We start from the raw sequence: 18,890 nt of genomic DNA on the forward strand, positions 1-18,890 counted from the left end.
GTCCGCGCGCCGCGTGACGTCCGGTGGCGGCGTGACGGACGTCATCGGATGAGGGGAAGGCCCGGGTTCTCGTGAGGGAGGCCCGGGCCTTCGCCGTGCGTGCCGGTGGGGTCAGCCGTTGGCGAGGGCGACGACCCGGTCGAGGGCCCCGTTGAACTTGTCGTGGTCACCCACGGTCGGGCCGGAGGAGGTGTACTGCCACATGGTGTGGTAAGCCCAGCCGGCCGGCAGCGTCCCGACGGTCGACGCGTACCGCGCGATCCACAGCGGGTTGGCGGCGGCGAACCCCCCGTAGTTCCCCGTGCACTCGGTCCACCAGCTGGTGGCGGTGTAGATGACGGCGTCGCGCCCGGTACGGGCCCGGTACTGGGTGAGGAAGTCCCGGATCCACGTCACCATCGCGCTCTGCGTCTTGCCGTAGCAGGAGGCGCCGTAGGGGTTCCACTCGATGTCGAGCGCGCCCGGCAGGGTCCGGCCGTCCCGGGACCAGCCGCCGCCGTGGTCGACGAAGTAGTTGGCCTGGGTCGCGCCGCTCGCGGTGTCGGGGGTGGCGAAGTGGTAGGCGCCGCGGACCATGCCGACGTTGTACGCGCCGGTGTACTGCTGGGCGAAGTAGGGGTTGGTGTAGTACGTCCCCTCGGTCGCCTTCGTATAGGCCCACCTCACCCCGCTGCTCCACAGGGTGGACCAGGCGACGTTGCCCTGGTGGCTGGAGACGTCGACGCCCTCCGTCTGGGCGGCGCGGGTCTCGCGCGGGACGCCGTCCTGCCCGTCGTGGGCGAGGACCCCGACGCCCATGTGGGCGGAGCCGCGGGCGGGGGTGTCGGCGGCGGGGGAGGGGGCGGCCGCGAGGAGGGTCCCGGCGAGGGCGACGAGGGCCGCGAGGAAGAGGCGTACCGATCCGGGTCTGTGCACGGGCATGCGTGCCTCCGAAGGCTCGGTGGTGGGGGGAGCGGGGGAGTGTGGGGGGTGCCGACGCGCATTCTGGCGTGGCCATGCCAGCTAGTGCCTGGTAGGGAAGCTACGCGCGGAGAAGAAGGACAGGGAAGGGGGGCCGGAGGCTGCCGTTGGTCTTGACCTGCGAAATACTGACCGAGCTGCGGCGATGACGGCATGTGGCGGAAACTTTCATGACCCGGAAAACCGAGGCAGGGACTGACGTGCGCGAAGACGGGAACGACGGCGGACACGCGAGCGGGTCCGCGCCGTCCGGGAGTGTGGTGAACCAGCCCGAATTCCTGGCGTTGGAACGCGAGTTGACCGTGCTGCTGCGGCGTGCCCGGGCCAGCCAGGGCGAGATGGCCCGCGAGGTCCACCCGGACCTGGAGTCCTCGGCGTACGGCCTGCTGGTGCGGCTCGACGAGTACGGCCGCCAGCGCGCCACGGAACTCGCCGCGTACATCGGCGTCGGCAAGGCCACCATGTCCCGGCAGTTGCGGGCCCTGGAGGACCTCGGGCTCGTCACCCGCGCACCCGACCCGGCGGACGGCCGGGCGTGGCTCGTCGAGCTGACGGCGGAGGGACGCTCGCGGGTGGGCCGGGTGCGCGACGCCCGGCGGGCCCGGTACGCGGGCCGCCTCGCGGACTGGAACCCGCAAGAGGTCTCCGAACTCGCCCGGCTACTGCACCAGTTGAACCTGGGCATGGAGAAGTAGCCGCACCGCGCCCCGGCGCCCGGACTCACAGCTGCGCGAACACCACCGTCGCGTCGTCGTGGGTCTTGCTCCGGCCCAGGAACGCCCGTTCCTCCGCGTCCGCGATCTCCCGGGCCCGCACCTGCTCCACCAGGGCCCGCGCCCCCGCCTTGCGCACGAGCGTGAAGCAGTCCGTCCAGTCGCCCTCCCGGAACTTTTCCACCCACCGGCTCGCCCCGTCCGTCAGCGCGGCCAGGGAGCGCACCGAGGTGCGCGGCAGCGCCCCGGTCGCCGCGCGCGCCGCCACCGAGGCGTCCGCCGCGGCCGTGAAGAAGCCGCCCTCCTTGTTGCGCAGGGTCGCGTCGATCAGGGCGTCGGTCGCCAGGGCCGCGCGCGGGAGACGGGACAGGCGGTCGTCCAGGACGGCCGTCACCACGCCGTCCGGCGACTCCAGCAGCAGGGCCGAGTCCGACAGCACCAGGTATTCCACCGTCCGCGCCGACCACCGGGCGAGGACCACCGTCGCCTGCGGTGTGCGCGGGTGAGAAAGGTCACAGGTGTGCGCGTGGGACGCGGAGGTACGTGTGAGGGCGCGCGACAACGCCTCCGCCAGCGGAACGTCGGGGCGCGAAACGGTCAGTTCGGTCAGTGCGCCACCCAGTCGCGCCGTGAACCAGGGAACGGAATGCAGACACCCCGTCTCACCCGCCGGTGGTGTGACCCCGTCCAGGACCACGAGCGTCCCGCCCTGTCCCGAGGCCGCGACGGCGACACTCGCGAAGTCCTCGTTGGGGCGGTCGCGGTCACCGGGTTCCGAGATGAGTTCCGTACGCATCCGGCCAGTCTGCACGACCCCTTCACACAGTTCGCCAAAGCCCGGCAATGCCTGCCGGACCGGCGCACCCGCGCAGGTCAGGCGCCTGGTTTGGGGGTGAATGGTGCACTCGGGGAAACCGTGGTGGCGGATAATGCCATCGGTCGGCGGCAACGTCCAACCGGCCCGCGGCGCACGGCTGCTGACCATGCCATCGGAACTTGCCCGCCCACTCCCCTCCGGGGTTCACTCCTTCGGGTGGCGGGTCGGGTGATGCGCGCCCGCTGCCCAGCGGCACTGGGAGGGTCGGGAAACGTACCCGGTGTGTGACTCCAGTTGACGGAGCGTCACCCGGGCCCATGGGTACACGAGTCAGGAATGCGAGCACCGGTGCAGAAGACGCGGCCTCGTCGTACGAGCAAGCAGACGGCCCCCGCCGAACCCACCGCCACCGACGGCGTCGTCGTCGGCAAGGGCCGCCCCACCCATGTACGCAACCGGCTCATCGTCGCCGTCGCCGTGGTGGCCGCCGCCATCGCCGCGGCCGGCACCCCCTCCGTCCTCACCGCCTCCGGGCAACTGAGCGACTCCCAGGACCTGGTGACGCTCGCCGAACAGACCCAGGACGCGCTCGCCCTCGCCCACTCGCTCGCCGACGAGCGCGACGAGGTCACCTCCTACGTCGCCGCCGGCCGCGCCAAGTCCAAGGCGCCCTCCGAGCAGCGCGGCGCCCGCGTCGACCGCCAGGTCGAGGAACTGCGCGCCGACACCGACACCCCCGCCGACCTGCGCACCGACCTCGACGGCATCGCCGCCCTGCGGCGCGAGGCGCTCACCGGCAAGAGCAGCGCCCTCGAGGTCCACCAGTCCTACTCCGCGGCCATCAACGAACTGCACGGCCTCGCCGAGCGCCTCGCCGCACAGATGCCGCCCCGGGCCGGCTCCGGCGCCCACGCCCTCGCCGAGCTCGACTCCGCCGTGCAGCAGGCCGCAGCCACCCGCGGACTGCTCCTCGCGGCGCTCAACGTGCCGCGGACCACCCGGACGGTGACCGACCCCCTCACCGGGATCGCCTCCACCGTCGTCGCCTCCTCGGACGCCGACGCCAAGCAGCGCGACGCGCTCACGGCCGCCGCCCAGCAGGCCCGGCTGCGGTCCGACGCCGCCCTCGCCGACTTCCACGACACCGCCCCCGAGGCCGCGAAGGACAGCTACGACTCCACGGTCACCGGCGCCGAGGTCAACTCCGCCGAGAAGTACCTCGCCACGCTCACCGACCAGGCCACCTTCTCCGACGACGAACTCGGCACCAGCGCCAAGAAGGCCGACGCCGCCCTCTCCGCCCGCGTCGACCTGATGCGCGGCGTGGAGTCCGCGCTCTACCACCAGCGCACCGAGGACCTCGTCCAGCTCCGCGACGACGACGTCACCGCGCTGGAGCTGCGCGTCGCGATCCTGGGCGCCCTCATGCTGCTCGCCGTCGGCGTCGCCACCGCCATGGCCCGCAGCCTGACCCGGCCGCTGTCCGTCCTGCGCCGCGGCTCCGCCCGGCTCGCCGGGGCCGCGGACCCGGGCGCCGAGGAACCGGTCACGTTCACCGGCCGCAACGACGAGTTCGCCCAGGTCGTCCGCTCCGTCAACGCCCTGCACGCGCACGCCGTCGCCGTCGGGGAGCGCGTCGCCACCCTCGAGTCCGACCGCAAGCACCTGGTCGGCCAGCGCCAGAAGATGGCCGACGCCCGCGAGGAACTGCGCGCCGAACTCGCCGAGTCCGCCGCCCAGTTGTCCCGGCTGCGGGAGAGCATCGGCGGCACCTTCGTCAACCTCGCGCTGCGCACCCTCGGCCTGGTCGAGCGGCAACTTGCCGTCATCGAGGGCCTGGAGGAGCGCGAGCAGGACCCCGAGCGCCTGGCCACCCTCTTCAAGCTCGACCACTTCGCCACCGTCATGCGCCGCCACAGCGAGAACCTCCTGGTCCTCGCCGGCACCGAGCACGTCCAGCAGCACGCGGGCCCGGTCCCGCTGGTGGACGTCGTACGGGCCGCGGTCAGCGAGATCGAGCGGTACGAGCGCGTCCGTATCGCCGCCCTGCCGCCGCACGCGCACGTGGCGGGCTTCGCGGCCGACGACCTGTCCCACCTGCTGGCCGAGCTGCTGGAGAACGCCACCTCGTTCTCCCCGCCGGACATGCCCGTCGAGGTCTCCGGCTGGCTTCTGGAGAGCGGCGAGGTGATGCTCTCCGTCCAGGACGAGGGCATCGGCATGACCGAGGAGCGGCTGGCCCGCCTCAACTCCCGCCTCGCCGACTTCGACCCCGACTCCCCCTACGACCAGGAGGGCGAGGAGGGGCTCGGTCTCGGCCTGTACGTCGTGGCCCGCCTCGCCCACCGGCACGGCGTCCGCGTCCAGCTGCGCGAGCAGAAGCAGGGCGGCATCGCCGCGGTGGTCGTGCTGCCGAAGGGCCTGCTGGCACCGGCCCCGTCCGCGGCGGTCCCGTCGGCCGCCCCGCACTCCTCCACCACCCCCGCCTTCTCCCTCCCGGGCGCCGACGCGGAGGCCAACTCCAACGTCCTGCCGGGCCGTACGACGGCCGGGGACGCTCTGGTGGCGCTGGCGGAGAAGGCGGTGCGGGAGCGGGAGGAGTCGCCGGCCGAGCGGGCGGAGTCGCCGGCCGAGACGACGATGGAACTCCTGGCCCCGGTCCCCGACACGACCACGCCCGCACCCGCGGTCGCCGACGACGAGGACCCCCCGCACGGGCCCCCGGCGCCCGACGACGACAGCGGTACGGGCGAGGCCGACCTCGTCGAAGGCGGGGACGAACCCGTCGAGGGCGAGGACGACCCCGTCGAGGGCGAAGCCGAGACGGAACACGAGCGCACCCCGGACGAGGACCAGCTCACCGCGAAGGGCCTCCCCAAGCGCACCCCGAAGATCACCGCACAGCCCGAGACCCCGCGTCAGCGCACCGCGTCCGTCGATGCCGAGGCCCTGCGCCGTCGGCTCGGCGGCTTCCGCCGGGGGGCGGAGGCGGGTTACCGCGACGTGGAAGCAGAGATCGCCGAACAGACGGGGCAGACGGCACCGCCCGCACCTGCCGCAGAAGCCACGGGGGGCACTCCCGAGGAGGCAAGCAGTTGACCGCGCCCAGTACCTTCGGACTGAGCAGTGAAGCCCGCAACCTGCACTGGTTGTTGACGAACCTGGTCGAGGAGGTGCCGGGCATCCAGTCGGTCGCGGTCGTCTCCTCCGACGGCCTGCTCCTGCTCTCCTCCGACCCCGGCCAGAACGACGAGGCCCGCCGGACCCGCGCCACCCCCAAGGGGCCCCGCGGCTCCTCCGCCGACCTCGCCACCATCGTCTCCGGCATCGGCAGCCTCACCATCGGGGCCGCCAAGCTCATGGAGTTCGGCGGGGTGAGGCACACCATGGTCGCGATGGACGAGGGCAGTCTGTTCGTGATGTCGATCAGCGACGGCTCGCTGCTCGGTGTGCACGGCTCCGCGGACTGCGACATGAGCGTGGTGGCGTACCACATGGCCCTGTTCGTGGGCCGCGCCGGTCATGTCCTGACCCCCGAACTCCGCAGTGAGCTACGGCAGTCACTGGAGACCGAGAGCACGGGGAGCACCCGATGACCGACCGGCCGACCCTCCCCGTCCGCGGCGGCGACCGCAAACCCGCCCGTGTGCGCCCCTACTCGCTCACCGGCGGCCGGACCCGCTTCGGGCACGTCCTGCTGGTGGAGACGTTCGTCGCCGCCCTGGAGGCGCCCGAGGAGCGCAAGGAACTGGCGAATGGTTCCCTCAACACCCGGGTGATGCCGGAGCTGCGGGCCATCGTCGAACTCTGCCGCCGGATGCGCACGGTGGCCGAGATCGCCGCGCTGCTGAAGATGCCGCTCGGCGTGGTCCGCGTGCTCCTGAGCGACCTCGCGGACCAGGGAAAGATCCGTGTGTACGGCACCGGAACCGGTCATGGCACCGGCCGCCCGGACCGCGCTCTGCTCGAAAGGGTGCTGAGTGGACTCCGTCGTCTTTGAGGACACCGTGGTGCAGGACACCGACGAGGACCTGAAGTCCTGGCAGACGGACCGTACCCGGGCCCCGATCGCCACGAAGATAGTCGTGGCCGGCGGCTTCGGCGTCGGCAAGACCACGCTCGTCTCCGCCGTCTCGGAGATCACGCCCCTGCAGACCGAGGCGCTGATGACCGAGGCGAGCGAGGAGACCGACGACCTCACCGCCACGCCCGGCAAGCTCACCACGACCGTGGCCATGGACTTCGGCCGTCTCACGCTCGACGACGACCTCGTCCTCTACCTGTTCGGCACGCCCGGGCAGCAGCGGTTCTGGTTCATGTGGGACGACCTGGTGCGCGGCGCGATCGGCGCGGTCGTGCTGGCCGACACCCGCCGTCTGAAGGACTGCTTCCCCGCGCTCGACTACTTCGAGAGCTGCGGACTGCCGTACGTCGTCGCGGTCAACCACTTCGACGGCAGCGAGCTGTTCGAACCGGAGGACGTGCGGGAGGCGCTGACCGTCCCCGCGCACATACCTGTCATGATCATGGACGCGCGGCGCCGGATCTCGGTGATCGAGACGCTCCTGTCGCTGGTCGGCCACGCGCTGGACGAAACACCCGAGTAGCCCGAGTAGGAGAACACCCCCGTATGCGGAAGATACTCGTCGTCGGAGCCGGCCAGTCCGGTCTCCAACTCGCCCTCGGACTCCAGTCGCACGGGTACGAGGTCACCCTGATGTCGAACCGGACGGCGGACGAGATCCGCTCCGGCCGGGTCATGTCGACGCAGTGCATGTTCCACACGGCACTTCAGCACGAGCGGGACCTCCAGCTGAACTTCTGGGAGTCCCAGGCCCCGAAGATCGAGGGACTCGGCGTCTCGGTCGCCGCCCCCGGCTCCTGGGCCGAGGGCCACGCGGCCCGTGCCATCGACTGGGTGGGCAGGCTCGACGGGTACGCGCAGTCGGTGGACCAGCGCGTGAAGATGGCGGGCTGGATGGAGACCTTCGCCCAGCGCGGCGGCCAGCTCGTCATCCACGGCGCGGCCGTCTCCGACCTCGACTACTTCGCCCGGACGTACGACCTGGTGCTGGTCTCGGCCGGCAAGGGCGAGCTGGTCTCCCTGTTCGGCCGGGACGCGGCGCGGTCGCCGTACAGCGAGCCGCAGCGGGCGCTGGCGGTGTCCTACGTCCACGGCCTCGGCCCGCGGCCGGAGCACCCCGAGTACGACGCGGTGCGCTGCAACCTGGTGCCGGGCGTCGGCGAGTTGTTCGTCATGCCGACGCTCACCACCTCCGGGCGCGCCGACATCCTGTTCTGGGAGGGCATACCGGGCGGCCCGCTCGACGTCTTCCAGGGCGTCAAGGACCCGGGCGAGCACCTCTCCCTGACCCTGGAACTCATGGAGACGTACACGCCCTGGGAGTACGCGCGGGCCACCCGGGTCGAACTCACGGACGCGGGCGGCACCTTGGCCGGCCGGTACGCGCCCACCGTCCGCAACCCCATCGGCCGTCTCCCCGGTGGCGGACTGGTCCTCGGTGTCGCGGACGTCGTCGTCGCCAACGACCCGATCACCGGGCAGGGCTCCAACTCCGCCTCCAAGTGCGCCGCTTCCTACCTCGCCTCGATCCTGGAACGCGGCGAGAAGGAGTTCGACGAGGAGTGGATGCAGGGCACGTTCGACCGCTACTGGGACACGGCCCGCCATGTCACCAAGTGGACGAACGCCATGCTGGCGCCGCCGCCGGAGCACATCCTGAACCTCATCGGCGCCGCCGGCCAACTCCAGCCCGCGGCGGACCGCTTCGCCAACGCCTTCAACGACCCGTCCGACTTCGAGAACTTCTTCTACGAGCCGGAGAAGACGGCGGCCTACCTGGCGTCCCTGTCCTGATCAGGCCGCAGATCAGGCCGCAGATCGGGACGTACGGCTCCGAGGATCGGGTGGGAGGCGAGAGGCGACACCTTGACCTCCTCGCCCGCCCTCGGGGCCTGGACGATCTTCCCGCCCCCCAGGTACATCGCCACGTGGGTCGCGTCCGGGAAGTAGACCACCAGGTCGCCGGGGCGCAGCTCGTCCAGCGGGACGCGCGGCAGCCGGGCCCACTGTTCCTGGCTGGTGCGGGGGATCGACAGGCCCGCGTGCTCCCAGGCCTGTGACGTCAGCCCCGAGCAGTCGTACGACTCGGGCCCCTCGGCGCCCCACTCGTACGGCTTCCCGAGCTGCTGCACGGCGTAGCGCACCGCCCGGTCGCCCTCCCGAGTCGGCTCGTCCTCACGGCTGCTCAGGGCGCCCGAGGTGACCAGCTCCCGCTGCGCCTTAGCGACGTCGTCGCGCTCCAACTCCTCGACGGCGTCCAGCTGTTCCGGCGTGAGGGAGGCGAGCAGCTCCTCGACCGCGTGCAGCTTCCTGCGCACGCCGTCCCGGTCCTTCCTCTGCCGGGCGGCGAGGCCGAGTCGCTCGTCCAGGGCCTTGCGCGACTGGCGTGCCAGGCCGTCGGCCTTCTTCTCGCTGCCGGTCAGCCGGCCCACCGTCTCGGCCCGCTCCCGCGCCAACTGGCCGATGACATGGCCCTGGTCGAGCGCGTGCTGCGGGTCGCGGGCAAGGAGCAGCCGGACGTAGGGGGAGATGTCGGTGCTGTTCTGGTACTGCTGGCGGGCCAGCCGGCCGGCCGCGCCCCTGCTGTCGTGGAGGGAGAGCCGGGCGCGGGCGAGCGCGGTGTCGAGCCGCCGTACCTCGGCCTGCTGCTCGCGCAGCCTCTCCTCGGTCGCGTTGTACGTCTCGGTGGCCCGCTCGGCCTCCCGGTACAGCCGCTGAAGATCCGTCAGCAACTCGGCGACGGTGCGTTCGCGGTCGCCCGGTTCCGGTGCCGCGGTCGCGGGCGCGGGTGCAAGGACCGCGCCGGCCGCCACCGCCGCCGTACACACCAGACGCAACAGCCTTCCTGACACGTCATCACCTCCGGTGCGGCACAGCCCCTCTGTCCGCACCGCGAGCATGGGACGGGCCGGCGGGACGCGCGCGCCGGGTGTGGGCGGTCCGGCGCAATCACGTCACCCGTCGGTGTCCTCCCGCTTGCCGCCCGGCGTGGCGTCGGGCCCGGCGTCCGGCTTGGACCAGGGCCAGCGCAGGCGGCTCGGCCGGCCCTCGGGGTCGTAGGCGTACTTCCAGCCCTGCTGGAGGCCGAGGCGCTTGCTCTGGCCGCGCGGGACGCGCTTGTAGACCAGCACGGTCGGCGGGCCGCCGTTCGGGGCCGGGACCGGGATGCGGTACTGCTTGGGCGGGTGCCCGGTGGGGCCCAGCAGGACCGGGAGGACGCGGCCGTCCATCGGGCCGCCCTCGAAGGGGGTGTCTTCGCTCTTCACGGGACCAGTGTCAGACATCCGCCACGAGGGCCTGCGCCAGCGCGGCCGTCTCGTCGTCGCGCCGGGCGGTCACCGACAGCACGGCGACGAACTGCTCCATGAGCCAGTCCCGCAACTCCTCCAGCGGGGGCTGCTTGTCCTCGTCGAGCCAGATGAGGGAGGCCGCCTCCACGGCCGTGATCCACATCCGTACGGTCATGCGCAGCCGGGGGCCGGGCGCGGTGGCTCCGAGGTGGCTGAGGATGTGCTCGGCCGCCGCCCTGCGGACACCGTCCACGATCGCCGTCGTACGGGAGGTCTCCACCACGCTGCCGCCCTGGAGCAGTGCGCTGAACCCGGCGTCGTGCTGGTCGACGAAGGCGAGGTAGCGGTCCAGGGCGCGGGACAGACGGGTGAGCAGCGGCCCTTCGCGGGGTTCGTCGAAGCACTGTTCCAGCTCGTCGGCGGCGGACCTGAGGGCGGCCTCGTAGAGCTGCTGCTTGCCGCCGGGGAAGTACCGGTACACCAGGGGGCGGGAGACCCCGGCCTCCTCGGCCACGTCGTCGAGGGACACGTCCTCGGGGACGCGGTGCGCGAAGAGGTTCAGCGCGGCCTGGAGGAGCTGGCTGCGGCGTTCCTCGACACTGAGGCGACGGTAGGCGGGGGAGGCGGCCGGCGGGGTCATGCCTCGCAGGGTAGTCGGCCGTGCGCGGGTTCGTTGTGGCTGGTCGCGCCCGCGCACCGGCATCGCGCCGCGTCCCCGGGCGGGTGCGGGCGCCCGGCGATCAGGCCAGCAGCCCCGAGGACCGCCACAGCCGTCGTCCGACGCCCCGCAGCACGCCGATGTCGTCCAGGAAGTCCGTGAGCTTCTTCGCCCCGGTCTGCATGACCTCCCGCCGGTGCCCGCTCGCTCGCACCTGGGCCACGGCCTCCCGCCGGTCGAGGCCCACGTTCGTGTAGACCTCGGGGTTCACGAAGGCCACCGAGAACACCCGGGAGAACTCCCCGGACGTCACCCGCGTGAACTCCTGCGACCAGCGCGGCGCGGTCACCATCTGGCGGCGCAGCTCTTCACGGGCGTAGCGCACGTGCCGGGCCTCCTCGACCACGTGGATGCGTGTCACGCCCCGGACCAGTGGCTGGACCCGCTCGTCCGGGAACGTCAGCCGCTGCATCCAGTCGAGGACCTCCTCGCCCAGCAGCGTGGCGGTGAACGATCCGGGAGTGGTCGAGATCGTCTTGAAAAGGCGTCCGAGATTCTGATGGGCGCGGCTCACCGGGTACCAGGGGGTGTCCCCGTGGGAGATCAGCCGGGCGAACATCTTCGAGTGCCGGCACTCGTCCTCGATCTCGGTCAGGGCGTACCGCACGTGCGCGCTCGTCGCCGCCTTGTCGTAGATGTGCCGGACGAGCAGCTGCATGAGGATGAGCTCGAACCAGATGCCGAGCGAGGCCAGCGCCGCCGCCTCGTGCTGCGAGAGGAGAATCCGCTGCTCCTCGCCCATCCGCTTCCACATCGGGGTGTCGTACAGCGACACCAGCTCGGGCGGCCAGAACCACTTGCCCTCCTCGAAGGGCGTGTCCCAGTCGAGCTCCTTGTCGGGGTCGAAGGAGTGCTTCGCGGAGGAGTCGAGGAGCCGCTGGGCCACCTGCTCCCGGTCCTTGAGCAGGCCGAGCGCATCGCGCAGCCCCGCGAGCGCGTCGGCGTCCGTCAACGTCGTCATGGAGTTATGAGACTGCCTGTCAGCAAGCCCGTCAATCCCCCGCGCGCAACTTGTTGACCCGGCGTCTACCCCGTGTGAGCCTGCGGGACATGCCGACTTTCGACCTGTACGCAACAGATCCGCAAGGTCCTCACTGGCAGGTGCCGGCGACCGGCGCGGCGCGGTTCAGCTGGGAGTACGACGACGGCCGGGACCGTCTGCTCGCCCTCTACCAGAAGGGCAAGGACAAGCAGTGGGACGGGCAGAAGCGCATCGAGTGGGAGCTGGAGGTCGACCCGTACGACCCGCTCGGCACGCCCGACGAGGCCATGTCCCTGTACGGCACCAGGTACTGGGACAAGATGTCCGACCGGGACCGGGGCGAGCTGCGCCGGCACTACGCCTCCTGGCAGTTCAGCCAGTTCCTGCACGGCGAGCAGGGCGCGATGGTGTGCGCGGCGCGGATCGTGGAGTCCGTGCCCGACCTGGACGCCAAGCTGTACTCCGCGACGCAGGTGATGGACGAGGCGCGGCACGCGGAGATCTACGGCCGGTTCCTGCACGAGAAGATCGGGATGCTCTACCCGATCAACGACAACCTCCAGTCCCTGCTGGGCGACACCCTGCGCGACAGCCGCTGGGACATGCCGTACCTCGGGATGCAGGTCCTCATCGAGGGGCTCGCCCTCGCCGCCTTCGGCATGATCCGCGACACCACCGACAAGCCCCTGCCGAAGCAGATCCTCGCCTACGTCATGCAGGACGAGGCCCGGCACGTGGCCTTCGGGCGGATGGCGCTCAGGGACTACTACCGGCAGCTCAGCGACGCCGAACTGCGCGAGCGCGAGGAGTTCGTCATCGAGGGCTGTTACCTCATGAGGGACCGGCTGCGGGGGGTGGAGGTGCTGGAGAACTTCGGCATCCCCACCGCGGAGGCCGAGGAGTTCAGCGAGCGGTCCGAGTTCCTCGCCCTGTTCCGGCGGTTGCTGTTCTCCCGGATCGTGCCCTGTGTCAAGGACATCGGCCTGTGGGGCAAGCGCCTCCAGCAGGCCTACGTCGACATGGGCGTCTTCGAGATGGGGGACTCCAACCTGGACCTGCTGATGGCCCAGGACGAGGAGATCGCCGAGAAACTGGACGCCGAGCGGTTCGCGGCGGAGGAGCAGGAGCGGGTGGGGGAGGTGGCGGCGGCGATCGAGGACGGCCGGCGTCTGGAGGGCTGAGGCGCCCGGTCAGACCCCGCAGCCCAGGTCCTCCGGCACCGTGAGGGCCACCGGCTCCGCGCCCTGCGCCGGGAAGGACGTACGCAGCGTGAAGGCGTACGGCGTCGGGCCGTTGGCCCGCAGATGCAGCAGCCGGGACTCGGCCTCCGCGACCGTCGGGCGGTGGCCGGCCGGCACCCACCACAGCGCCGTCATCGCCTCCGTCACCTTCTCGAACCACTCGCGGCGCCGGGAGAGCATCTCGCGGTGCCGCCCCCGGTACATGAAGTCCGTCAGCGCGTCGGCGTCCCGCCACACCGTCAGGTTGATGATCAGCCAGTCGTCGCCGAAGACCTTGATGTCGGTCGCGTCGCCCCCCTCGGACTGAAGCCGCCACACATAGCCGTCGGCGGCCTCCGCGGAGGCGTTGACCGGATCGAGGGCGTCGACGAAGTCCTTCAACTCCGGGGAGTCCAGCGGGAACCTGAGGCGGGAGATGTTGACCTGGGCGAGTTCGTACGCTGCGGCTGACGTCATGTACCGAACGGTAGGTCGGGAGTCGGGCGGCGTGGAAGGCCCGTCTCAGGACCTGAGAACCGCCTCCATCACCGCCCGCGCGATCGGCGCCGCGTCCCCGCCGCCGCTGATCTCCCCCCGGTCCGCCTCCGCGTCCTCCACCACCACGGCGACCGCCACCTTCGGCTCCAGGTCGCGCTCCCCTTGCGCCCAGGAGATGAACCAGGCGTACGGCGTCCCGGAGTTGCCGACCCCGTGCTGGGCGGTGCCGGTCTTGCCGCCGACGGTCGCGCCGGGGATCGCGGCGTTGGTGCCGGTGCCCTCCCGCACCACGCCCTCCATCAGCTCCTTCAGCCGCACCGCGGTCGAGGGGTGCATCGCCTGCCGCACCGGACGGGTGCCGGACGTCGCGACCGTCGTCCCGCTCGACCGGGTCGTGCGCTCCACCAGGTACGGCGCCCGCAGCTGCCCGCCGTTGGCCACGGCCGCCGAGACCATCGCCATCTGGAGCGGCGTGGCCCGGGTGTTGTACTGCCCGATCGACGACAGCGCGAGCTGCGCCTTGTCGACGGAGACGTCGAAGGTGCTCTCGGCGACCGAGAACGGGATGCCCAGCCCCTGGTCGTTGAAGCCGAACCCGGCCGCGGTGGCCGCCATGTCCGCCACCCCCACCCGGACGCCCAGCCGGGCGAACACCGTGTTGCAGGACCACTCGAAGGCCGCCCGCACCGAGGCGTCCTCACACCCCGTCGCCGCGTTCACCAGCGAGGTCCTGGTCCCCGGCAGGGTGTACGGGTCGGGTGAGTCGGTCGGCTCGTCCACGTCCGTCACCACCCCCGCGTCCAGCGCGGCCGCCGCGGTGACCACCTTGAAGGTCGACCCCGGCGGATAGGTCTGCCGGATCGCCCGGTTGAGCATCGGCCGGTCCGGGTCCTCGTTCAGCCCCACCCAGGACCGCTTCGCCACCGCGCCGTTCCCGGACAGCACACCGGGGTCGTACGACGGGCTCGACACCAGGGCCAGGATCCGGCCGCTCGACGGCTCGACGGCCGCCACCGCGCCCTTGCGGCCGGCCAGCCCGGCGTAGGCGGCCTCCTGGGCGTCCGCGTCGAGGGTGGTCACCACGTTCCCGCCGGGGCTCCGGCTCCGGGTGAAGTCGTTCCACAGCGGGAACGCCGACAGCATCGGGTCGGCCCCCGAGAGGATGCCGTCCTCGGTGTGCTCGAGGAACGTGGTGCCGTACAGCTGCGAGGCGAAGCCGGTCACCGGCGCGTACAACGGGCCCTTGCGGTACGTCCGTTCGTAGCGCAGCCGACCGTCGGAGTCCTGGGAGCCGGTGACCGCCCTGCCGCCGACCAGGATGTTGCCGCGCGGCTGGCTGTAACGGGCGATGGAGGAGCGGCGGTTGGCCGGGTTGTCGTCGTAGGACCGGGCCTCGAAGACCTGGACGCGGGTGGCGTTGACGAGCAGCGCCACGAGCAGCAGGGCGCAGAAGCAGGCGGCGCGCCGGATGTACCGGGTCACGGGGCCACCTCCCCGTCGTACTGGCTGCGGGCCGAGTCGCTCACCCGGATCAGCAGCGCCACGATCGCCCAGTTGGTGACGACCGACGAGCCGCCCTGCGCCAGGAACGGCATCGCCATCCCGGTCAGCGGGATCAGCCCGGTCACCCCGCCCGCGATGACGAACACCTGGAGCGCCACGATCGAGGCGAGCCCGACCGCGAGCAGCCGCCCGAAGGGGTCGCGCAGGGACAGCCCCGCCCGGATGCCGCGCTCCACCAGCAGGGCGTACAGGAGGAAGATCGCCGACAGTCCGGCGAGCCCCAGTTCCTCGCCCGCCGTCGCCAGGATGAAGTCCGACTTCGCGGCGAAGCCGATGAGGATGGAGTGCCCGAGTCCGAGCCCGGTGCCGAGCGTGCCCCCGGCGGCGAAGGAGAAGAGGGACTGCGCCAGTTGGTTGGGGCCCTGTCCGGCCTCGATCGACGCGAACGGGTGCAGCCAGTCCTCCACCCTGCTGTGCACATGCGGCTCCAGCCAGCCGACGGCGACCGCGCCGAGGGAGGCCAGCAGCAGGCCCACGGCGATCCAGCCGGTGCGCCCGGTGGCGACGTAGAGCAGGACCACGAAGAGGCCGAAGAACAGCAGCGAGGTGCCGAGATCGCGTTCCAGCACCAGGACGCAGACGCTCAGCAGCCAGATCGCGACGATCGGGCCGAGGACGCGTCCGGTGGGCAGTTGCAGACGCCACACGCGCCGGCCCGCGTAGGCGAGCGCGTTGCGGTTGGCCGCGAGGTAGGCCGCGAAGAACACCGCCAGGAGCACCTTCGCGAACTCGCCCGGCTGGATGGAGAATCCGGCGATCCGGATCCAGATCCGGGCACCGTTCACGGAGGGGAAGAGGACCGGGAGGGTGAGCAGGACGAGGGCGGCGGCCACGCAGACGTAGGCGTAGCGGTGCAGCACCCGGTAGTCGCGCAGCAGCAGCACGGTCACGATGAACAGGGCCACCCCGACCGTGGACCACACCAGTTGGGCGGGGGCCGCCCGGTCGCCGGGCGTCTCCAGGTCGAGCCGGTAGATCAGGACCAGACCGAGTCCGTTGAGCAGGACGCCGATGGGCAGCAGCAGCGGATCGGCGTACGGCGCCCGGTAGCGGACCGCGAGATGCGCCACCAGCGCGAGCACGCCGAGCCCGGCGCCGTAACCGGCGGCGCCGGGCGGGACGGTGCCGTGGGTGGCGAGGCCGACGTCGCAGTAGCCGTACACGCTGAGCAGGACGGCGAGGACGATGAGGGCGAGTTCGATGCCACGGCGCCGGGGGAGGCGCACAGCGGGAGCGGGGGTGTCCGCTCGAGCCACGGTGGTTCCGGCCTTGGTCATGTCCGGAACTTACCCAAATGGTGCAGGTTGTCTTACCTTTTTGCCCGTGATGTCAGCACCAGCGTGGCGCGGCCCCGATGTTGTCGATGTACCGGGCCGCACCCCAGGCCCAGGTGCCGTCGGTGAGGAGGTACCACAGCGGGTTGCCCCCGACGGTCTGGCCGCCGGTCTTGCAGTAGATCCGCACGATCTCGCCCTTGTGGGCGGTCCGGATGATCTGCGACCCGCGGTTCGGCGCGCTGCGCAGATTCAGCCTGCTCGCCGTGACCACGCCCTTGTAGAGGCGGGGCTTCTGCTGCTGGTACTGACCCTGGCTGCCGCGCTGCTCGCTCCAGTCGTCGTTCGCGACAGCGGGAGTGGCGGCGGCCGCGGCGAGCAGGGCGCCGGTGGCCAGGGTTATGGGGAGACGGGAGCGCAGGGACATGGGGGAGTACCTCCACGTATCGGGCGAACTTGACTAATCGCCACATTAGGAGCGCCGTCCGCGCGCCGCCTTTCCAACTGGGCCATAGGGGAACGGAAGAACGGACCTACGGCAGCACCAGCGTCGCGACCGCCCCGCCCTCCGCGGCGTTCTCGAAGGCCAGCCGCGCCCCCAGCACCTCCGCCTGCCCGAGCGCGATGGTCAGCCCCAGCCCGTGCCCCTTCGCACCCCCCTCCGTCCGGAACCGCTGCGGCCCGTGCGCGACCAGGTACTCCGGAAACCCCTCCCCGTGATCCCGCACCGTCACGGTCCGCCCGTCGACCGTCAGCGTCACGGGCCCCCGCCCGTGCCGATGCGCGTTCGCCACCAGATTCCCCAGCACCCGCTCCAGCCGCCGCCGGTCCGTCTCCACCGCCACGTCCCGTACGACGGCCACCTCGGTGTCGGTCCCCGAGGCCCGCACCACCCGCTCGGCCAGGGCCCCGAGCGGCACGGTGTCCAGATCCAGCCGCTCCCGCCCGGTGTCCAGCCGGGAGATCTCCAGCAGATCCTCGGTCAACGTCCGCAGCGCCCCCACCCGGTCCCGCACCAGCTCCGTCGGCCGCCCGGGCGGCAGCAGTTCCGCCGCCGCGTGCAGCCCCGTCAGCGGCGTCCGCAGCTCGTGCGCCACGTCCGCGGTGAACCGCTGCTCGCTCAGCAGCTTGCCCTGGAGCGAGGCCGCCATGGAGTCCAGCGCCGCGGCGACGGCGGCCACCTCGTCCTGCGGCCGCGACGGATCCTTGGTGCGCGGATCGTCGACGCGCGCGTCCAGGTCGCCCGCGCTGATCCGGCGGGCCACCCGCGCGGTGGCGTGCAGCCGCCGTGTCACCCGGGTCACCGCGAACGCGCCCACCAGCAGCGTCGCCCCGATCGCCAGCGCCGAGGACCACAGGATCGACCGGTCGAGGGCGGCGATGGTGTGGGCCTGCTGCCGGTAGTCGACCCGGACCGCGAGGGCGCGGTCACCGTCGGCGGGGCCGGCCGCCCACATCGTGGGATAGCCGTCCCGACCCGCGACCATCGTGCCCCGCTCGCCCGCGACGGCCAGCGCCCGCAGGGAGTCCGGCAGCCCCGGCGGATCGACCCCCGCGAACGGGCCCAGGGAGTCCCCGGCCTGGTACGCCGAGGTCGCGTCGTCCAGGCGCTGGAGGGCGAGGTCGCGGGCCTGGCCGACGGTCTGGTCGGTCACCGAGACATGCACCAGGACACCGAGCAGGGCGGCGAGCGCGCAGCACATCACCGTGATGAAGAGAGCGGCCTTCACGGCGAGGGTGCCGGCCCAGCGGGGGAGGGCGGGTCTCATCGGGGGCTCGCGGAGGGGGAGGGGGCCTCGGTGTGCGGCGGGACGGTGTCCGTGCCTGTGCCTGTGCCGGTGTCCGCGCCCGTGCCCGTGCCGTGTGTCGGGTTCGCGCCGCGTGTGGGGTGCGCCGAGGGCCCGCTGCCGACGCGCAGCATCTCGTCGCGCGTGAGCAGCATGACGCGCTGGTCCGGGTCCCAGGTCCACTGGAACCGGTACTCGTAGTCGGCCAGGTCGGAGGGCGCGTGGATGATCACGGAGCGCCCGGCCAGCTCGACCCCGCTCACCGCGTCGTCGTTGGCCATCACCTGGACCAGCCGGCCACGCTCGAAGGTGTAGACGCGCACCGCCGTCTGGTTGCCCGGCAGCAGCCGGAAACCCAGCGTCAGGTCCTCGCGCCCGTCGCCGGTGAGATCCCGGAAGTACGCCTTGAGCACGGGGCACCCGCCGCCCGACGGCTTTTCCCCGCAGTCGGCCATCCGGCGGGCGGTCTCGTAGTACGGCGCCTTGGAGCCCGTGTACTCGTCCGGGTGCTGGGCGATCTCCGCCTTCACGACGGCCACCGGATCCACCGCGCGGACGTCGTCGCCCGGCGCAGTGACGCCCTTCATCACCTCGGACTCGCCGTCGTCGTAGTTCCAGGCGGGACTGGACGCGGGGGCCAGATCCGGCCACAGCCGGGCCGGACTCGTCGCCGTCGAGGTCGGCCCCGCCCCGACCAGCCCGCCCGCGTCACCGCAGCCCGCGACGGTCGCCAGCACGAGAGCTGCGGCGGCGGCGGTACGGGCGGGGCGTGGCACTGTGCTCCAGGGGCGGACGGGGCCGGGTGGGCCGGGTGGGGCCGTTCGGGGTCGAGCGGGGTGATGCCGACCGGCCCGTACACCTTATTCGTACGGAAGTCCCTTTTGCGCACCGGTGGGGTGGGAGGGTACGGCACGCTCCCGGCGGGTCGGTCTCGCCCACCCGACTGTCCCCAAAGGTAACCGCCTTCTTGCCCCTGGAGCGCCG

The 18,890-nt window shown here is 72.1% G+C and carries 19 protein-coding genes; 7 read left to right on the forward strand and 12 right to left on the reverse strand.

Annotation, left to right across the window (positions count from 1 at the left end; all coding sequences use genetic code 11):
* Positions 1-111: 111 nt before the first annotated feature.
* Positions 112-921, reverse strand: coding sequence for a GH25 family lysozyme (locus ACH41F_RS26920; RefSeq protein WP_391232841.1), 810 nt, complete (start codon positions 919-921; stop codon positions 112-114).
* A 239-nt stretch (positions 922-1,160) separates the two neighbouring features.
* On the opposite strand from ACH41F_RS26920, the gene ACH41F_RS26925 reads away from it, so the two are divergent.
* Entirely contained in the window at positions 1,161-1,655 is a 495-nt protein-coding gene (locus ACH41F_RS26925) for a MarR family transcriptional regulator (protein ID WP_391232839.1), read from the forward strand.
* 25 nt (positions 1,656-1,680) lie between these two features.
* On the opposite strand, the gene ACH41F_RS26930 is transcribed toward ACH41F_RS26925, so the two are convergent.
* Complete coding sequence (locus ACH41F_RS26930) at positions 1,681-2,469, reverse strand: protein phosphatase 2C domain-containing protein (protein WP_391232837.1); 789 nt, start codon at positions 2,467-2,469, stop codon at positions 1,681-1,683.
* Positions 2,470-2,838: 369 nt separating this feature from the next.
* Between ACH41F_RS26930 and ACH41F_RS26935 the strand changes: the two genes are divergently transcribed.
* From ACH41F_RS26935 to ACH41F_RS26955, 5 genes are read left to right on the forward strand one after another with little or no spacing between them, the layout of a single operon-like run.
* Positions 2,839-5,589, forward strand: coding sequence for a nitrate- and nitrite sensing domain-containing protein (locus tag ACH41F_RS26935; protein WP_391232835.1), 2,751 nt, complete (start codon positions 2,839-2,841; stop codon positions 5,587-5,589).
* Entirely contained in the window at positions 5,586-6,086 is a 501-nt protein-coding gene (locus ACH41F_RS26940; protein ID WP_391232834.1) for a roadblock/LC7 domain-containing protein, read from the forward strand. Before ACH41F_RS26935 ends, ACH41F_RS26940 begins: the two co-directional genes overlap by 4 nt.
* Complete coding sequence (locus tag ACH41F_RS26945) at positions 6,083-6,490, forward strand: DUF742 domain-containing protein (protein WP_391232833.1); 408 nt, start codon at positions 6,083-6,085, stop codon at positions 6,488-6,490. Before ACH41F_RS26940 ends, ACH41F_RS26945 begins: the two co-directional genes overlap by 4 nt.
* Entirely contained in the window at positions 6,471-7,097 is a 627-nt protein-coding gene (locus ACH41F_RS26950) for an ATP/GTP-binding protein (protein ID WP_391232831.1), read from the forward strand. The genes ACH41F_RS26945 and ACH41F_RS26950 overlap by 20 nt, the downstream gene beginning before the upstream one ends.
* A 23-nt stretch (positions 7,098-7,120) precedes the next feature.
* A complete protein-coding gene (locus ACH41F_RS26955) occupies positions 7,121-8,368 on the forward strand; it encodes a styrene monooxygenase/indole monooxygenase family protein (protein WP_391232829.1) in 1,248 nt (415 codons plus the stop codon).
* On the opposite strand, the gene ACH41F_RS26960 is transcribed toward ACH41F_RS26955, so the two are convergent.
* The 4 genes from ACH41F_RS26960 to ACH41F_RS26975 all read right to left on the reverse strand — a co-directional run bounded on the left by ACH41F_RS26960 (position 8,347) and on the right by ACH41F_RS26975 (position 11,543).
* Positions 8,347-9,426, reverse strand: a complete 1,080-nt coding sequence (locus ACH41F_RS26960) for an NlpC/P60 family protein (RefSeq protein WP_391232828.1) — start codon at positions 9,424-9,426, stop codon at positions 8,347-8,349. The genes ACH41F_RS26955 and ACH41F_RS26960 overlap by 22 nt on opposite strands.
* Positions 9,427-9,528: 102 nt before the next feature.
* Positions 9,529-9,840: a hypothetical protein gene (locus ACH41F_RS26965; RefSeq protein WP_391232826.1), complete on the reverse strand. Its 312-nt coding sequence runs from the start codon at positions 9,838-9,840 to the stop codon at positions 9,529-9,531.
* A gap of 10 nt (positions 9,841-9,850) precedes the next feature.
* Complete coding sequence (locus ACH41F_RS26970) at positions 9,851-10,504, reverse strand: TetR family transcriptional regulator (RefSeq protein ID WP_391232825.1); 654 nt, start codon at positions 10,502-10,504, stop codon at positions 9,851-9,853.
* Between the two features lie 100 nt (positions 10,505-10,604).
* On the reverse strand, positions 10,605-11,543 hold the full coding sequence (locus tag ACH41F_RS26975) for a diiron oxygenase (RefSeq protein WP_391232824.1): 939 nt from the start codon (positions 11,541-11,543) through the stop codon (positions 10,605-10,607).
* Positions 11,544-11,632: 89 nt separating this feature from the next.
* Here ACH41F_RS26975 and ACH41F_RS26980 point away from each other — a divergent pair, with 89 nt between their 5' ends.
* The gene (locus ACH41F_RS26980) at positions 11,633-12,745 is read left to right on the forward strand and encodes a diiron oxygenase (protein WP_391232823.1); all 1,113 of its coding nucleotides are present in this window, start codon (positions 11,633-11,635) and stop codon (positions 12,743-12,745) included.
* A 9-nt stretch (positions 12,746-12,754) separates the two neighbouring features.
* Here ACH41F_RS26980 and ACH41F_RS26985 read toward each other — a convergent pair whose 3' ends face one another.
* The 6 genes from ACH41F_RS26985 to ACH41F_RS27010 all read right to left on the reverse strand — a co-directional run bounded on the left by ACH41F_RS26985 (position 12,755) and on the right by ACH41F_RS27010 (position 18,682).
* Positions 12,755-13,261, reverse strand: a complete 507-nt coding sequence (locus tag ACH41F_RS26985; RefSeq protein ID WP_391232821.1) for a DUF3291 domain-containing protein — start codon at positions 13,259-13,261, stop codon at positions 12,755-12,757.
* A gap of 45 nt (positions 13,262-13,306) precedes the next feature.
* Positions 13,307-14,764, reverse strand: a complete 1,458-nt coding sequence (locus tag ACH41F_RS26990; protein WP_398837847.1) for a penicillin-binding transpeptidase domain-containing protein — start codon at positions 14,762-14,764, stop codon at positions 13,307-13,309.
* A complete protein-coding gene (locus ACH41F_RS26995; RefSeq protein ID WP_391232818.1) occupies positions 14,761-16,122 on the reverse strand; it encodes an FtsW/RodA/SpoVE family cell cycle protein in 1,362 nt (453 codons plus the stop codon). The genes ACH41F_RS26990 and ACH41F_RS26995 overlap by 4 nt, the downstream gene beginning before the upstream one ends.
* A gap of 52 nt (positions 16,123-16,174) precedes the next feature.
* The gene (locus tag ACH41F_RS27000) at positions 16,175-16,546 is read right to left on the reverse strand and encodes an SH3 domain-containing protein (RefSeq protein WP_391232816.1); all 372 of its coding nucleotides are present in this window, start codon (positions 16,544-16,546) and stop codon (positions 16,175-16,177) included.
* A 106-nt stretch (positions 16,547-16,652) separates the two neighbouring features.
* Complete coding sequence (locus tag ACH41F_RS27005; RefSeq protein ID WP_391232815.1) at positions 16,653-17,888, reverse strand: ATP-binding protein; 1,236 nt, start codon at positions 17,886-17,888, stop codon at positions 16,653-16,655.
* Positions 17,885-18,682 (reverse strand): hypothetical protein, encoded by a 798-nt coding sequence (locus tag ACH41F_RS27010; protein ID WP_391232814.1) that lies wholly within the window; start codon positions 18,680-18,682, stop codon positions 17,885-17,887. The genes ACH41F_RS27005 and ACH41F_RS27010 overlap by 4 nt, the downstream gene beginning before the upstream one ends.
* Positions 18,683-18,890 lie beyond the last annotated feature (208 nt).

The sequence above is a fragment of the Streptomyces sp. NPDC020489 genome, from assembly GCF_044386545.1.
Taxonomy (GTDB): domain Bacteria; phylum Actinomycetota; class Actinomycetes; order Streptomycetales; family Streptomycetaceae; genus Streptomyces.

Excerpts from the sequence above, each read along its gene's own strand:
- ACH41F_RS26920 (WP_391232841.1), bottom strand. The coding sequence starts at position 921 with ATGCCCGTGCACAGACCCGGATCGGTACGCCTCTTCCTCGCGGCCCTC.
- ACH41F_RS26945 (WP_391232833.1), top strand. The coding sequence starts at position 6,083 with ATGACCGACCGGCCGACCCTCCCCGTCCGCGGCGGCGACCGCAAACCC.
- ACH41F_RS26975 (WP_391232824.1), bottom strand. The coding sequence starts at position 11,543 with ATGACGACGTTGACGGACGCCGACGCGCTCGCGGGGCTGCGCGATGCG.
- ACH41F_RS27000 (WP_391232816.1), bottom strand. The coding sequence starts at position 16,546 with ATGTCCCTGCGCTCCCGTCTCCCCATAACCCTGGCCACCGGCGCCCTG.
- ACH41F_RS26980 (WP_391232823.1), top strand. The coding sequence starts at position 11,633 with ATGCCGACTTTCGACCTGTACGCAACAGATCCGCAAGGTCCTCACTGG.
- ACH41F_RS26955 (WP_391232829.1), top strand. The coding sequence starts at position 7,121 with ATGCGGAAGATACTCGTCGTCGGAGCCGGCCAGTCCGGTCTCCAACTC.
- ACH41F_RS26995 (WP_391232818.1), bottom strand. The coding sequence starts at position 16,122 with ATGACCAAGGCCGGAACCACCGTGGCTCGAGCGGACACCCCCGCTCCC.
- ACH41F_RS27005 (WP_391232815.1), bottom strand. The coding sequence starts at position 17,888 with ATGAGACCCGCCCTCCCCCGCTGGGCCGGCACCCTCGCCGTGAAGGCC.
- ACH41F_RS26985 (WP_391232821.1), bottom strand. The coding sequence starts at position 13,261 with ATGACGTCAGCCGCAGCGTACGAACTCGCCCAGGTCAACATCTCCCGC.
- ACH41F_RS26970 (WP_391232825.1), bottom strand. The coding sequence starts at position 10,504 with ATGACCCCGCCGGCCGCCTCCCCCGCCTACCGTCGCCTCAGTGTCGAG.
- ACH41F_RS26930 (WP_391232837.1), bottom strand. The coding sequence starts at position 2,469 with ATGCGTACGGAACTCATCTCGGAACCCGGTGACCGCGACCGCCCCAAC.